General features: G+C 47.1%; 18 protein-coding genes and 1 other annotated feature. Of the genes, 8 read left to right on the top strand and 10 right to left on the bottom strand.

Annotated elements, in window-relative coordinates; all coding sequences use genetic code 11:
* Positions 1-203: 203 nt before the first annotated feature.
* A complete protein-coding gene (gene cyoE / locus GUA98_RS20255; protein ID WP_193724213.1) occupies positions 204-1,133 on the bottom strand; it encodes a heme o synthase in 930 nt (309 codons plus the stop codon).
* Positions 1,134-1,391: 258 nt separating this feature from the next.
* Here cyoE and GUA98_RS20250 point away from each other — a divergent pair, with 258 nt between their 5' ends.
* Positions 1,392-2,372, top strand: coding sequence for a metal-dependent hydrolase (locus tag GUA98_RS20250; RefSeq protein WP_193724212.1), 981 nt, complete (start codon positions 1,392-1,394; stop codon positions 2,370-2,372).
* A gap of 108 nt (positions 2,373-2,480) precedes the next feature.
* Here the strand turns inward: GUA98_RS20250 and GUA98_RS20245 are convergent, their stop codons facing one another.
* Complete coding sequence (locus GUA98_RS20245; RefSeq protein WP_095292170.1) at positions 2,481-2,699, bottom strand: alpha/beta-type small acid-soluble spore protein; 219 nt, start codon at positions 2,697-2,699, stop codon at positions 2,481-2,483.
* A 118-nt stretch (positions 2,700-2,817) separates the two neighbouring features.
* Between GUA98_RS20245 and GUA98_RS20240 the strand changes: the two genes are divergently transcribed.
* On the top strand, positions 2,818-3,015 hold the full coding sequence (locus GUA98_RS20240) for a hypothetical protein (protein ID WP_095361234.1): 198 nt from the start codon (positions 2,818-2,820) through the stop codon (positions 3,013-3,015).
* A 117-nt stretch (positions 3,016-3,132) separates the two neighbouring features.
* Here the strand turns inward: GUA98_RS20240 and trpS are convergent, their stop codons facing one another.
* Entirely contained in the window at positions 3,133-4,125 is a 993-nt protein-coding gene (gene trpS, locus GUA98_RS20235) for a tryptophan--tRNA ligase (protein ID WP_095361233.1), read from the bottom strand.
* Between the two features lie 70 nt (positions 4,126-4,195).
* Positions 4,196-4,442, bottom strand: a binding site (T-box leader).
* 241 nt (positions 4,443-4,683) lie between these two features.
* Here trpS and GUA98_RS20230 point away from each other — a divergent pair.
* Both GUA98_RS20230 and GUA98_RS20225 read left to right on the top strand, forming a co-directional pair.
* Entirely contained in the window at positions 4,684-5,661 is a 978-nt protein-coding gene (locus GUA98_RS20230) for an aldose 1-epimerase (RefSeq protein ID WP_110756976.1), read from the top strand.
* A gap of 198 nt (positions 5,662-5,859) precedes the next feature.
* Entirely contained in the window at positions 5,860-6,093 is a 234-nt protein-coding gene (locus GUA98_RS20225; protein WP_095292177.1) for an alpha/beta-type small acid-soluble spore protein, read from the top strand.
* A 79-nt stretch (positions 6,094-6,172) separates the two neighbouring features.
* Here GUA98_RS20225 and GUA98_RS20220 read toward each other — a convergent pair whose 3' ends face one another.
* Together GUA98_RS20220 and GUA98_RS20215 are read right to left on the bottom strand one after the other, a co-directional pair.
* Positions 6,173-6,586: an O-methyltransferase gene (locus GUA98_RS20220; RefSeq protein WP_095361230.1), complete on the bottom strand. Its 414-nt coding sequence runs from the start codon at positions 6,584-6,586 to the stop codon at positions 6,173-6,175.
* 318 nt (positions 6,587-6,904) lie between these two features.
* Positions 6,905-8,704, bottom strand: a complete 1,800-nt coding sequence (locus GUA98_RS20215) for a M3 family oligoendopeptidase (protein WP_193724211.1) — start codon at positions 8,702-8,704, stop codon at positions 6,905-6,907.
* Between the two features lie 131 nt (positions 8,705-8,835).
* On the opposite strand from GUA98_RS20215, the gene GUA98_RS20210 reads away from it, so the two are divergent.
* Both GUA98_RS20210 and GUA98_RS20205 read left to right on the top strand, forming a co-directional pair.
* Positions 8,836-9,006, top strand: a complete 171-nt coding sequence (locus GUA98_RS20210; protein WP_095361228.1) for a YycC family protein — start codon at positions 8,836-8,838, stop codon at positions 9,004-9,006.
* Positions 9,003-9,236, top strand: coding sequence for a hypothetical protein (locus GUA98_RS20205; protein WP_193724210.1), 234 nt, complete (start codon positions 9,003-9,005; stop codon positions 9,234-9,236). Before GUA98_RS20210 ends, GUA98_RS20205 begins: the two co-directional genes overlap by 4 nt.
* Before the next feature lie 11 nt (positions 9,237-9,247).
* Here the strand turns inward: GUA98_RS20205 and GUA98_RS20200 are convergent, their stop codons facing one another.
* The 3 genes from GUA98_RS20200 to GUA98_RS30030 form a co-directional block, all read right to left on the bottom strand.
* Complete coding sequence (locus GUA98_RS20200; protein ID WP_127538891.1) at positions 9,248-9,979, bottom strand: DUF2225 domain-containing protein; 732 nt, start codon at positions 9,977-9,979, stop codon at positions 9,248-9,250.
* 38 nt (positions 9,980-10,017) lie between these two features.
* Positions 10,018-10,395 (bottom strand): globin, encoded by a 378-nt coding sequence (locus tag GUA98_RS20195; RefSeq protein ID WP_153979913.1) that lies wholly within the window; start codon positions 10,393-10,395, stop codon positions 10,018-10,020.
* A 241-nt stretch (positions 10,396-10,636) separates the two neighbouring features.
* Positions 10,637-10,762 carry a hypothetical protein gene (locus GUA98_RS30030; protein ID WP_258377577.1) on the bottom strand — a complete coding sequence of 42 codons (126 nt, stop codon included), beginning with the start codon at positions 10,760-10,762 and terminating at the stop codon, positions 10,637-10,639.
* Between the two features lie 195 nt (positions 10,763-10,957).
* On the opposite strand from GUA98_RS30030, the gene ylbJ reads away from it, so the two are divergent.
* Positions 10,958-12,211 carry a sporulation integral membrane protein YlbJ gene (ylbJ, locus tag GUA98_RS20190; protein WP_193724209.1) on the top strand — a complete coding sequence of 418 codons (1,254 nt, stop codon included), beginning with the start codon at positions 10,958-10,960 and terminating at the stop codon, positions 12,209-12,211.
* A gap of 105 nt (positions 12,212-12,316) precedes the next feature.
* Positions 12,317-13,120: an NAD kinase gene (locus GUA98_RS20185; protein ID WP_095292189.1), complete on the top strand. Its 804-nt coding sequence runs from the start codon at positions 12,317-12,319 to the stop codon at positions 13,118-13,120.
* Between the two features lie 81 nt (positions 13,121-13,201).
* On the opposite strand, the gene GUA98_RS20180 is transcribed toward GUA98_RS20185, so the two are convergent.
* Positions 13,202-13,597 carry a YutD family protein gene (locus GUA98_RS20180; protein WP_227779882.1) on the bottom strand — a complete coding sequence of 132 codons (396 nt, stop codon included), beginning with the start codon at positions 13,595-13,597 and terminating at the stop codon, positions 13,202-13,204.
* Between the two features lie 14 nt (positions 13,598-13,611).
* A complete protein-coding gene (gene lipA, locus GUA98_RS20175) occupies positions 13,612-14,511 on the bottom strand; it encodes a lipoyl synthase (protein ID WP_110756964.1) in 900 nt (299 codons plus the stop codon).
* Between the last annotated feature and the right edge of the window lie 41 nt (positions 14,512-14,552).

The raw sequence follows: 14,552 nt of genomic DNA, 5'->3' as shown, positions 1-14,552 counted from the left end.
AAGGCGCATACATATCTTACTTTGGATTACTTGGCTATCGTTTCTTGCCCGGGATGTCACGTTATGAGGAAATAAGTAACTTCTTTTGCTTGAAAGTGCATATGTATACGAAGAACCCCACTCTGGATGGGACCCTTCCTTATTGTAACCGTTCTTGATGCAGATGCCCAAGTTATTTTGCACCTTCACCGCACTCCATCCCATTATTTATGAACCGTATCCAGAATCATCAGTATGAAGCTCAGAGACAGATAATTAATGGAATAAAGAAACACCTTTTTGGCCCAGGCGTCCGTATCCTGCGCACGAAACCCTTTGAGTGCATAATATAGCCACAGTACAGACAGCACCAGTGACACCGTCAGATAAAAAATACCAGCATACCCGTATGCATACATTAGAATGGGAACAAAAATCTGCAGAACAAGATAAGGAATCATTTGAATCTTGGTCCGTTCAATGCCCTTCACTACGGGCAGCAGCGGAAAACCACCGGCCCGATAATCCTCTACCCGGCGGATGGCGAGCGCCCAGAAATGCGGAGGCTGCCACAGGAACAACATGGCAAGAAGCAGCCAAGCACCCAGGTCCAAACGTCCCGTTACAGCGACATAGCCAATAACTGGCGGCATGGCACCTGACAGTCCACCGATGGATGTGCTCCATGTTGAAGATCGTTTTAACCAAAGCGTGTAAATAACAACATAGACAAACATGCCAAAAATGCCGCATAATCCGGCAAGTATACCCGAAAAAGCAAAAAGAACAGTTAAGCCCAGCACGCCTAAACTAATGGCATACGACAAAACCACCTTCGGTGTTAGCCTTCCTGTCGGTAAGGAGCGGTTGCGGGTACGTTCCATTTTCAAATCAAGTTCACGATCAAAATAATTGTTAAATACGCAGGAAGAAGCCATAACAAGCGCAGTCCCAAGTAGGGTCAGCAGCATCTTTACCCAGTTGATATCCCACTGGGATGCCAGCCAAAACCCTCCAAAAACAGCAATAAGATTGGTCCGAAGTATTCCCGGTTTGGTGATATGAATAAAGTCTTTCCACGATCCCGACTTGGTCGGAGGCGAGGTCAATGTTGCAGAATCGGAAGAAGCCTGGTATCCCAACTGATTGTCCACGCTTGGTTAATCCCCCCTTAATTCTCGGTTTGGAGGTTTCTCTCTTTGTCTCCGATATAAAGTTTATCATAGGTAAATCGCCAAGAGTATGACAATGCTCGTACAAATGTTGGATGAAATGAACTTCTTATGACATCTTTTTCGGGTTTTGGCTGTTTTGCTTCAAGACAGGCGGATAATATACACTATATATGGGTATCACCTAGATAGAGAATCATTAATAGGATGAAATCGAGCTACACCACAAAGGAGACGTTTATGGATACTTCTACACATTTTGTCATGGGTATTGGTCTGGCAGGTCTGGCTTATGTCGATCCTGTCGTGGCTTCCAATCCCATGCTCGCGGCTGCGGTGATGGTGGGTACCATTGCTGGCTCGCAGGCCCCTGACATTGATACGGCGCTGCGTCTCAAAAGCAACTCATTGTACATTCGAAATCATCGGGGTATGTCCCACTCGCCGCCCTTTCTTCTATTATGGGTTCTGCTCATCACGGGCGTCATTGCACTGATTTTCCCGGATGTTCCCATTGGACACGTCGCTACCTGGACAGCTGTCGCTGTGGGCGTTCACGTGTTTACCGATCTGTTCAACACCTATGGAACCCAGGCAGCAAGGCCATTCTCGGAACGATGGATTGCCTGGAATATCATTCATATTTTCGATCCGTTTCTGTTCGCTTCGCACGTAGTGGCAATCCTGCTGTGGGCCTTTGATCTGATCGCTCCTGCTCCGTTGTTTGTCACACTGTATATCGTTATAGCGCTTTATTATGTATGGAGAATCATTGCCCATGCCCAAGCTGTAGCCAAAGTGAAAAGGCTGGATAACAACAAACCGGCGCTTCGCTATATCGTCATTCCAACGATATCCTGGAACCGCTGGCATGTAGTGAAGCATTTTGCGGATAACAGTTACGAAATCGGAAAAATGGATGGAGCAGAGCTGACCTGGCATCTGCATGCCTCGTCTTCCACTCATGCGGCTGTCGCCGCCTCACGGAAATCACCAGAGGTAAATGCCTTTCTCTACTTCACCTCCTATGCGGTTGCCGAGGTAGAGGAGCTGCCTGCAGGGTACAAGGTTCGCTGGGCGGATGTGCGGTATCGACACCGCAAGCAGTATCCGTTTGTCGCCGTGGTCGTGATGGACCGCAATTTTGAAACGATTGATACGTATGTCGGCTGGTTAAGCGATGAGAAAATGGATAAAAAACTTTTATCCGCCCGGTCTTGACGAGAAGGACCGGGAAAGGCACAATCAAGTAAGGAACTGTTGCGCGATGAAAAGCCCGGAGCGTTTCCGCTCCGGGCCTTTGTTTTGTTGCTTGCTTTTTATGATAAATTATTTGCCAGACCCAGACAATTGTTGCTCAGCGATTTGTACCAGACGTTTGGTGATGTAACCACCAAGAGATCCTGTCTCACGGGAAGTGTAGTTACCGTAGTAACCGTCTTGCGGGATTGTTACACCCAGTTCCTGTGCAGCTTCCATTTTCAATTGTTGCAGTGCTGCAGTTGCTTGAGGTACCACCAAGTTGTTAGAACGAGATCCTTGAGCCATATTTAAAATCTCCTTTCAATCTGTGTCTGTAATGTATTGCAAGCTTGCAAGATTATTATGGCTCGCACGCTTCAAGTTATACGGAGATTCATTAAATTTGTGATGGAGGTTTTTCCCAATGAGTAAAGGTTTGTCCTTATGGTTCGCATTTTCGTCGATTGTTTTGTTAACGGTTTCAGCCATATCGATTTCTTATAACGGCTGGTTAGCCTCGCTGCTGTTCATCCTATCCATTGCCAATATCGGCTGGGGTTTCGTCATTCGTGCCAAGAAAGAGCGCCAGGAATTGCGTTCTACAACCGAATCGACATCCTGACCTAGAAGGTTCCAGATTTCTATTTGAACAAAAAAAGAGAGGAGCAGTTGGCTCCTCTCTTTTTTCATCACTTTATATCGTGAAGTTTTAACATTGTTGAACGATGTCCGTGATGGCCTATACTGTACGTCTAGGAACAAACCCCATGCGTTCTTTCACATCATGAAGCGTTTTGGCAGCGACTGTTTCAGCACGACGTGCTGAAGTCTCCAAAATCTCGGCCAATTCGCCAGATTCACGAATTTCCCGATATCGTTCCTGTAACGGTTCAATAACAGAGACAACCACTTCGGCCAACTCTTTTTTGAACGGACCATACATTTTACCCTCGTAACGTTCTGCTACTTCATTCAGCGTAATGCCTGCACACTCTGCATAGATGCTCATCAGATTGCTGACCTCTGGCTTGTTGGCCGGGTCGTAAACCACTTCACGTCCGGAGTCCGTCGTGGCACGGCTAATTTTTTTGCGGATTACATCCGGCGGGTCCAACAGGGCAATGTAGCTGCCCGCATTTGGATTACTTTTACTCATTTTAGAGGAAGCATCGTCCAGGGACATCACGCGTGCGCCCACCTGCGGAATATATGGATCCGGAATCGTAAAGTATTCTCCATAACGATGATTGAAACGGCCTGCCAGATCACGGGTGAGTTCCAAATGCTGTTTTTGATCCTCCCCTACAGGAACGAGGTCCGCATTGTACAGCAAAATGTCGGCTGCCATCAATGAAGGATATACAAACAAGCCCGCCCCAACCGAGTCCTTGCCTGAAGATTTATCTTTGAACTGGGTCATCCGTTCCAGTTCACCCATCGATGTCAGTGTCGTCATCAACCATCCAAGCTCAGCGTGCTGAGGAACATGGGATTGCAGGAACACATTTGATTTTGTTGGATCGATCCCAGCTGCTAGAAACAGTGCAGCCACGGCTTCAGACTGTTCACGCAGTGCAGCTGGCTCCTGAGCCACGGTTACTGCGTGGAGATCTACCACCATAAAATGGCATTGGTAATCATGCTGCAGCTTCACAAAATTCTTGATTGCACCAATATAGTTGCCCAGGGTAAGTTTACCGCTCGGCTGGATTCCAGATAATACAGTTTTCATAAGTCACTCGCGCCTCCTCATGTTTTGTTCGCCTGTTTCTTCTCCGCGGACGCAAAAAAGCCTCACATCCGCAAGGGACGTGAGACCGTGGTGCCACCCTTATTCGTGTTTTTCAATCATGCGAAAAACACCTTCATTTTCCCGTAACGTGGAATAGACGTCCAATTCTACTGAGGTAAGTTTTGCATTTCTGCAAGGCACCTGTTCCAATCGGCACTCAAGGGTCCATTCGGTAAAGAGTTCACACCGGTTCGCATCACCCACCGGCTTTCTGAAGGGTTTTCTCCTAACTTACTTGTCCCTGTCATCGCTTTGATTCAATTCATATGTTATTTCCTTCTGCATTCCATCTTAATCCGCTTCACGCAGATTGTCAAAAATGGAATCAGCTTTTTTTACCCGCCAAGCCGAAATCTGTTATGATGGAATTGCTTATCCTGTATTAGCCCTACCTCGGAAGGCTGTATGGGATTGCTGGCATGTACTCAATGACACGCCTGCAGCGGAGCATGATAAGCCGCTTGCAGACAGATTTCAAGTGGGAAAAGGAGCATCGATATGAAACAAGTGACCAAAGGCCAATGGAATGGTTACGACACGTATATCCTACATAGCCGTGAATTGGAGATCACCCTGCTGCCGCGTCTAGGAAACAATATCATCTCGATTCGTGATCTGGTGCAGGATCGTGATGTCGTCCGCAGTCCAGAAGAAGATGATTTAGCATTTTATTTGCAGAAACCTTATCACTTCGGTGTACCTCTTTTGGTTCCGCCAGGACGCATACATCGTGGGCGCTTCGAATACGAAGGGGTTAAATACCAGTTCGATCAGAATACGGCAAATGACAACCATATTCACGGTCTCCATCGCACCCAATCCTGGTGTGTCAGCGACATTGAAGAAGATGAAGAAGGCTGTGCCATTACAACCGAATTGCTGACTGCAAATGAAGAGCATTGGATGGAACAATTTCCGGTGCCTCTGAAGCTCGAAATGACGTTTAGGCTGCAAAACTCCGTGCTGAGCCAGCGTCTTCGTGTTACCAACCTGGGTTCGACTCCCGCTCCGTTTGGAATGGGATATCATACATGGTTCCTGCTAGACGGCAAGCCTGCCGATTGGACACTTCAACTACCTGTCTCTGGCGTTTATGCTCAGAACGAGGAACAGCTGCCTACGGGTGAGCTTGAGCCTCTTGGAGATTGGGACGCCTTAAATCAAGGTGTAAATATGCAGGGACGCAACTGGGATACCATTCTCAAAGCTACGGAAGGTCAGGCAGCGACTGCACAGCTCCGTCGTCAGGATGGATATATGCTGAAGTACTCAGCAGATGAACAGTATTTTAAACACTGGGTGCTCTTTACCAAGGGTGAATCCGATCAGTTTCTGTGCATTGAGCCCTACACCTGGCTCTCCGATGCCCCGAACCTGCCTCTGACGGATGAACAAACCGGGTTAATTCGTTTGGAACCTGAACAACCCGTTGAACTTCTCACCCGGATTGAGGTTGTTGCTCCTACCAAGGAGTAGTCCCTTTCAATCTTGTACGGGTAGTACAACACACCTATAATATTTACCTTATTAACAAAGAGGCCGATCCTGTCTGGATCGGCTTTTTTCATGTGTTTCCTCACGATTAAATCCCAATTATTTCCTTACGCCATATCACGTATATTTCCTCATTCTCTAACCATACTAACATCACCAAGCCATAAGGAGGTGACACACATGTACGGAGGTCAAAACAGAGGTAGCGGAAGCCGTTCCAACAATCTGGTTGTTCCTCAAGCAAACGCAGCATTGCAACAATTGAAAATGGAAGCTGCGCAAGAGCTGGGTGTAACAATTCCACAAGACGGTTACTACGGTAACTACACTTCCCGTGAGACAGGTTCTCTGGGTGGATACATTACTAAACGTCTGGTACAAATCGCTGAGCAACAATTGTCTGGTCGTTCTTAAGTTCGGACTAATGCTTGGATGATTTAGAGCCAAAAAGCGGCCTTCTCCGGAAGCGCCGCTTTTGTGCATGTCTACACAATTAAGATGTCGACTCCATTCCTGAATCCTTGTATGTATTTGTTCTAGGGTAGCGAATCATAAGGTTAGCCATGTTGTAATTGGATTCCATCGTGGCGTCCACCAAAATCACGCCTTGTCTTACGGTAAAGTCATACGAAATTTCTCCATGCGTCCAGTTCTGCTTAAACTTTAAAGTCTCAAGTGCCATAGCGCGGAATGAGGAGCGCTGACTTCCAGTTAACCCCTGATCCTCTGTTTCCATTTGTCCATTCCGTCCAGAAATCGGATTATGTCGAATACCGAACTTTCCAATTACATTATTGCGTATTTGCACAAAAACTACACCCGAGTCTAACCCTGACAGTTCCTTATCAAGTTCTTTAAACACCAAATCCAACTGTCTTGCTAATGAAAGCTGGTCAATATTTACCATTATTGCTCCTCCTTTATGCACTTCATCCTTTAAAACAAGGACTTACGACTCATTATATGACAACAAATATACTCATTCAACAAAATGAAACAAACTTGGGTATTTATTACTATAATTTGCACAATTAATTGCCAATCCAATGCTTTAAAACGAGTAAATTCTTGATAATCCGACAAATTATATAAACTAGGTCTACGACTAGAATAAGCAAAGAGAGCTGCACTACATGCTGGTTAACATGTGGTGCAGCTCTCTTTCTCACAAACGAGTATACGAAGCATTTCATTCAAAATGCTTGGGTACTACTCCCTGTATTTGTCACTTCGCGGTTGCCGTCATTTCAAGAAATTGCTCAATATCGGCAATCACCAGATTCGCAGCATTTTGCCAGAAGTCAGGCTGTGTCAGATCTGTACCCAGATGTTTCTGTGCAAGTTCTTCCACCGTCATTCGCCCGGTATCCCGCAGCAAATCATCATATTTGTCTGCAAAGGCCGTACCTTCCTGCTGTGCTCTGGCGTAGATGCCCGCACTGAACATGTAGCCAAAGGTGTAAGGGAAATTGTAGAACGGTACACCTGTCAGATAGAAATGCAGCTTCGATGCCCAGAAGTGAGGATGATCCGATGCAAGAACACCACAGAAGGCTTCCTGCTGAGCCTCCACCATCAACTTGGATAACTCATCTGCGTTAACCAAGCCTTTTTTGCGCTGTTCATAGAAGCGATTCTCAAACAGGAAACGGGCATGAATATTCATGAAGAAGGCAACGCTGCGCTGAATCTTATCTTCCAGCAGAGCAAGCTTCTCCTGTTCATCCGTCGCGGACTGTACCAGCGCATCAGCAACAATCAGTTCGGCAAAAGTGGATGCAGTCTCTGCCACATTCATGGCATAACGTTGATTCAGTGCAGGCAGCTCTTCCATAATATGCTGATGGTATCCATGACCTAGTTCATGCGCAAGTGTAGAAACGTTGGATGGCGTTCCGGAGAACGTCATGAATATGCGGGTAGCCTTGCTTAGCGGCAAAGAAGTACAGAATCCGCCTGGACGTTTGCCTGGGCGATCTTCCGCTTCAATCCAGCGCTTCTCAAATGCCATCTCAGCAAATTTCGAGAGCTTAGGGCTGAATTTGGCGAATTGTTCAACGATATTGATTGCCGCCTCATCATAAGTCACTTTGCCACCCGACTTGCCTACAGGTGCATCAATATCGCTCCAGCTGAGTTTATCCACACCCAGCAGCTGCGCCTTACGTTCCAGATACTTCACGAGTGCCGGTTTGGCTCCGTTGATAACGTCCCACATCGTATCGAGCGTTTGGCGAGACATCCGGTTGATGGCTAATGGTTCTTTGAGAATATCGTCCCAGCCGCGGTTCTCATATAACTTCAGACGGAATCCGGCTAGATGGTTTAATGTATCGGCACAGAAGTCCTCCACATCCGTCCAAGCCTTCTCCCAGCTCGCAAATACCGTTTCACGCACATTGCGATTACTATCACTCAGCTTGTTGGCAGCCTGTCCGGCGGAGAGCATGATCGTTTCACCGTTTTGTTCAAACGGAATGTTCACTTTACTTACGATCGTATTATAGAACTTGCCCCAACCATGATAACCATCCACACCCAGATCCAGCGCAAGTCCTTCAAGTTCAGGGGACAGCTTCTCACGAGCCTGTGTCCGGCTCTCATTCAGTACAAATGCCAGAGGCTTGATATCTTCGCGAGCAATCCACTTCTCCCATACGTCATCTGCTGTCTGACTAAGGAGGTTGTCAAAACGGGACTTGCTGCTGTTCAGCATGGCCCCGAGCGTACTAACAGAGCCTTGCAGCTGCGTAGCCTTTTTATCCTGCTGATTTTGCGATGAAAGGCAAGATACAAATGCAGAGCCTTCCGAAATACGAATGTAACAGCTCTGCAGTAATTCCAGAATGGCGTCGAATGCATGAGTTTCTTCAAGTGTCTTTGGTGCAGCGGTTTCAATCAACAGGGTTTGAAGTTTGCGTACATCCTGTTCCAGCTCTACCAGGTACGCAGCGAACGATTCGGAGGAAGAACCTCCACTAAAAATGGACTCCAGATCCCATACAGGTTTTAATGGTGTTTTCATTTAATAAGGCACCTCTCTTTTTGGAATTCAAGGATTTAAACTAAAATACTTCAATTAAAAACTGGTTTTATGAGTGCTCTATCTCTATACTAGAGAAATAGTTTAAGCCACTTTTTCAGGAGGTAAATGTGATGAAACCTTTACAAATATCGGCTGACACAGCCGTCAAATTAGCAGAATCCCTTGGCGTACCGCTTGAGCACCTGATGCACATGCCCCAGCACATCCTGTTGCAGAAGATTGCCGAATTGGCCAAAGAAGAAGCATCGAAACCAGCCCCTTCGGAAGGCGAGCAGGAATGATCCCTTTTGAAAACAGCTGGCCCTATGATATTGTCATGGGGGACATTTATGTACAGCAATGCCCGTTCTGCCAAGCAATCAATGTGCTGCTGCCCCTCAAACCGAGAGAGCTTGTACGCATTCGTGAAGGCAAAAAGAAATTGCTGGTCTTTCCTTGTTGCAATGGAAGCATGACCGTTATTGATAACGACAGTGATTATCTGCTCTCCAGTAAACCTGTCCGCAAATAATCAAAGTTTAATTAGATGGGGCTGCGCTTAGCAGCCTCTTTGTCTGCTTCAATCATTTCTTCAGGCAGTTCCATCTTGCCCGATATCATCTGTTCCCTCAGCAGGGCCCACTGCTCTCTGGATGCCCGAATCATGGCCGCATCCGTGATCCTTTTATCGTGAATGACACGCCCGAACCATTTGACGGCCTCGTGGAAGTGGCCTGCTCTGCGATTCAGCTCACCCAGCAGGTAAAGCAGCCTTGCTTCATTACTGCCCGCGCCTTCCCGCTCGAACACTCTAACATAAGCTTCCAGACTAAACTCCAGAAAGCGCCGTTCCTGCTCATGATCTTCCCGGTAACGATACAACCAGGCGATATGGTGCAGCAGTCCTGCTACAATGCGATCCTTCTCCTGGATCACCTGGGCACAGAATAGACCGAGCTTGTATGTGGCCAGTGCCTGGTCCAGCGTCCGTGCACCGCTGTAATCCCGTTTTTCCCAACGATTACCGATCTGTTCCTTGAATGCAAGCCGCTGCTTGTCCGTCAGTTTATCTGTCGAGTTCTCTGTCGATGCAAACCCGCATTCAGGGCAGATCCGCACAACATAGAAATCCGGATTCTCCAGCTTATAGTAGGCACAAAAATCGGAATCTGTCCGATAGGGCCGCTTCAAGCTCGGTCTGACTCTGGAGGTTTCAAACTCGGTTTCACAATAATGACATGTGACCTTCACCTTATATAGAGGCTCTAATTCCACTCGTTTCCATCCCTCTCCCGTTTTACCTGTATTCGGAGTTACGGCGTATTCACAAAATGATGTGCCGGCCCCGACAAACGCTGCAGGATAAAAGAATGCAGCGGCTCTTCCACACCGATCTGTGTCAACGCTTGATCCATGCATGCCAGCCAGGCGTGTGCCCGTTCAACGGTCACTTCAAAATGCATATGGCGTGCACGCATCATCGGATGACCATACGCTTCAGAGAACAACGCAGGTCCACCGAAAAACTGCGACAAAAACATGTATTGCTTGTCCATAACCGGCTGTATATCTTCCGGAAATAGAGGAGCCAGTTGTTCGTTTTGCTGGACTATAGGGTAAAAGGCTTCAACTAATGCCCGAACACCCTGCTCTCCGCCCAGATTTTCATAAATACTCAGATTGGGATTCATTCATCTAACCCTCACTAGTCGTGTCGAATTTTGGCATATCTTACACATCAATGCTTAAATATGAAAACAAAATTGAGATCAGGTTGCCATCACCTTTATCTTCATTCTATCAAAAAAATCCCAAAAGTCCTATCTAACATCGGCAAGTCAAGATGTCTTTGATCCTTTTCCTCTAGAGCCTCTTCACTTCGGAAGACACAAAAAAAGCACCAATCGCGAGATTGGCGCACCATATATTCCATTAATAACTTCGCCAGTCCTCTTCTTCAGAGCGTACAAGCGAGGCACGTATCACATAGACAAAAGCACAGACCAGGATTCCGGTGACAAGACTCATAATCATCACTCCATCCGATTTGAATTTCACCCTATTGGACAAATAGGTGACGTTCAGGCGTTTTTATCATTTTAGCATACATCGTTTAAAAATACAGCCATTTTTGCAAGCGCTTTCTGGATATTAATTTGTACTGTTTGTCCGCCTTGGTTCATATATTGATGGCACAAGCGACACTCACTGCAGCAGACATAACGACCATTATTATATAAAGGAGAGGTATGCATGGCAGCTTCATACAAACTTACCCATGTTCTGATTACACTCGCTCTCCTCGTTCTCTGTTTTCTAATGGTCCTGTTCCCTGCAGAGACCTGGCATGCAAGTGTGAGAGGGCTCTCCATCTGGTGGGATGTGTTATTCCCTTCGCTTTTTCCCTTTCTGGTTCTTTCTGAGCTGCTGCTCGGTTTCGGCATCGTCCATTTTCTCGGGACCCTGTTAAATCCACTCATGCGCCCCCTGTTTCGTGTTCCAGGAAGCGGAGGTTTTGTATTTGCGGTCAGCTGCGCTTCCGGCTATCCGACAGGAGCAAAATTAACCGCTCAATTATGGGATCAAAAGCTGGTCACGCGGGAAGAGGGTGAGCGGCTCGTGGCGTTCACTACTTCATCCGATCCCATCTTCATGATCGGTGCGGTATCCGTTGGTTTTTTTCACAATGTAGCCGTTGCTCCGGTTCTGGTCGCTTCTCACTATGCCGCTGCGTTCATCGTTGGTCTGCTCATGCGATTCCATGGAAGGGCAGCTAGCTCATCTTCTCCATCCCCTACGCCTTCAAGCTCAACCGTGAAGCCAAAGGGAGGCAGATTCATACAGGCTATCCATGCCATGCATGAGGCACGAATGGCAGATGGGCGTGCATTTGGAGAACTACTGCGCCAGGCTGTCTCCTCATCCCTTCGCCTTATTATTATCGTAGGTGGGCTTGTTGTATTCTTCTCTGTCATGATGGAGTTACTTGTACAGACCGGATCACTTGGTGTGCTGTATCAAATGACAGAGCAGCTGCTGACCTTCATGAACTTGCCGCCTGCCTTATCACAGAGTCTTGTAGGTGGTTTGTTTGAAGTGACTCTTGGAGCCAAGGAAGCTGGAGGAGCAGGTACAGCCGTCCCTCTTGTTTATAAGGCAGCAGCTGCTGCATTTGTGTTGTCCTGGGGAGGATTGTCGGTACATGCCCAGATCATGAGCATACTCAGCAACACACCGATGCGATATGGGCCGTTTCTGTTTGCGAGAGCCATACATGCTCTAATCGCACCTGTACTTGTTTTATTACTTTGGGTGCCTTTAATGGGTCAGTCCGCATGGCCCGCCATAAGTGAGACCAGCTCTTCACCTGTAGCTACAGCTATATACTCACCAGATGCGGGACAAATGATATGGTTCGGATTCATGATCCTTGGCGGCGTGCTGATTTTGCTGCTGTTCTTTTCTCTGCTTCGTGCCCTGCTTTTCCCAAGACGGTTCCAAAAATAAGCCCTAATGCGTACCTATATTTCGAATGAATATCAATCCAACGTTGTGTTCTGCTCTGGAATTGATTATCATCGGTAATATAATGACCACAAAGGAGCTTTCATCTTGAGATACTATGTTCAAGACCGCGGAGACCAGTTATCGATTGATCTGAGTCAGCAGTTTCATGCGCTGGCAAAAGAAGAAGGGTTCAAGCTGGATGCAGAATCGCCGGAGATTGTTATCTCCATCGGAGGCGATGGTACAATGCTGCAGGCATTTCACAATTTCATCGACCGGATCCCGGACATTGCTTTTGTTGGGGTTCATACAGGCCATCTCGGTTTTTATGCCGACTGGAAGAAGGATGAATTACAGGAATTGGTACGATTGATGAGCGGAAAAGGGGATCCCGAACGACTCAAACCCCGAATTGTAGAATACCCGCTGCTGGAGCTTGAGATTCGTAAAAAATCGGGTAACACCTCCTATATTGCCTTGAATGAATTTACGTTAAAAGGTGTGGACGGTACGGTCGTAGCCCAAGTCGACATTAATGACGTGACCTTCGAGATGTTCCGGGGTGACGGGATCTGCGTATCCACCCCTTCAGGCAGTACAGCCTATAATAAGGCCCTGGGTGGTGCAATGGTGCATCCAACCATTGAGGCAATTCAAATTGCCGAAATTGCTTCAATCAATAACCGTGTCTATCGGACGCTGGGTTCACCGGTTATTTTGCCCAAGCACCATCACTGTGACATCTTCTCGCGTAAGGACCAAAGGCTGCTGCTGACCATCGATCATGTCAATGTCATGGTGGAGGATCTGATCTCCGTACGTTGTCAGGTTGCAAGTCACAAGGTAAGCTTTGCCCGTTATCGCCCCTATCCGTTTTGGAACCGGGTTCGCACTGCCTTTTTGGACTAGCCTGGTTCAAAAACAAGCAGATTGGTGTTCACCAAAGAATACTCCCGGCTATAAAAACATGCACAAAAAAAGCGGCCCTTCTCAGGAGCCGCTTTTTGTTTTGACTTGGGGCTGTTCTTTGCTCTTCTGAAGAACAAAGTAAGCACAGCCAAAGTTACAATATTCATTGATATAATCCACCATGCTTGAGATGGTGGAATCTTTCGTGGCTTTGGGATGATTATCACGATAAAAGCCTTTGAGCCGCAGCTGACTGTAGCCCCAGTCCCCGATAATGTAATCGTAACGCTCCAGAACTTCACTGTACCGGTCGCGGAAAACTTCCGGGTTCCAGCCCTCTTTATGGTTCTGCACTATTTCGTAATTTTTACCGTTCACCTGAACGATGATCTTTTCCTGTACTTTTTCTTCCGGTTTATCCTGAGGCTGATCCTGGACCGTGTCCTGAACCTGCTCAGTGCTTTTTTCTTCTTCCAATCCAGTGTCCTCCATTATGCGTGTGTTGCCGCCTGTTCCGCATGTTTTGCAGCAGATTTAACCTGTTCATGTGCATGATAGGAACTGCGTACCATCGGTCCGGATTCAACGTGGCTGAATCCACGTTTCAATCCTTCCTGCTTCAATGCTGCGAACTCTTCTGGCGGATAATATTTCTCAACAAACAGATGTTTCTCGGATGGCTGCAGGTACTGACCAATTGTCATGATATCACAATCCACAGCACGCAGATCATCCATGGTTTGCAAAATTTCCTGATATTCCTCACCTACACCCAGCATAATGCTGGATTTGGTCGGAATGTTGGGCTGCATTTCTTTGGCACGAGCAAGCAATTCAAGTGAACGCTTGTATTTGGCCTTGGCTCTGACCTTGTCCGATAGCCGCTCTACGGTCTCAATGTTGTGATTGAGAATGTCAGGTTTGGCATCCATAACAATTTTCAGGGAATCCCGATCACCCAGGAAGTCCGGAATCAATACTTCTACACTACATAAAGGCAAGCGGCGTCGAACGGCCTTAACCGTCTCGGCAAAAATGGTCGCTCCGCCATCCTTCAAGTCATCACGAGCGACGCTGGTAATAACACAGTGCTGCAGGTTCATTTGCTCCGCAGCTTCTGCGACCCGTTCTGGCTCCTGCAAATCAAGTTCCGTCGGCAAGCCGGTATTCACAGCGCAAAAGCGGCATGCCCGTGTGCAAATGTCGCCCAAAATCATAAAAGTAGCTGTTCGATTGGCCCAGCATTCGTAAATATTTGGGCATCTTGCTTCCTCACATACTGTATGCAGCGTTTTCGAACGCATCATCGTTTTCATTTCCTGATAGTTATCGCCGGTTGTCAATTTAATCCGAATCCAGTCCGGTTTCGGTTCCTTAACACGTTTAGCCAATGCGTAAACCCTCTTTCTAATGAAGTTAGGCTGTTGCTCGG

The sequence above is a fragment of the Paenibacillus sp. P13VS genome (assembly GCF_015143645.1).
Classification (GTDB): Bacteria; Bacillota; Bacilli; order Paenibacillales; family Paenibacillaceae; genus Paenibacillus; species Paenibacillus xylanilyticus_A.
Note: the sequence above shows the minus strand (reverse complement) of the source record. Positions and strands in the feature narration are given on the sequence as shown.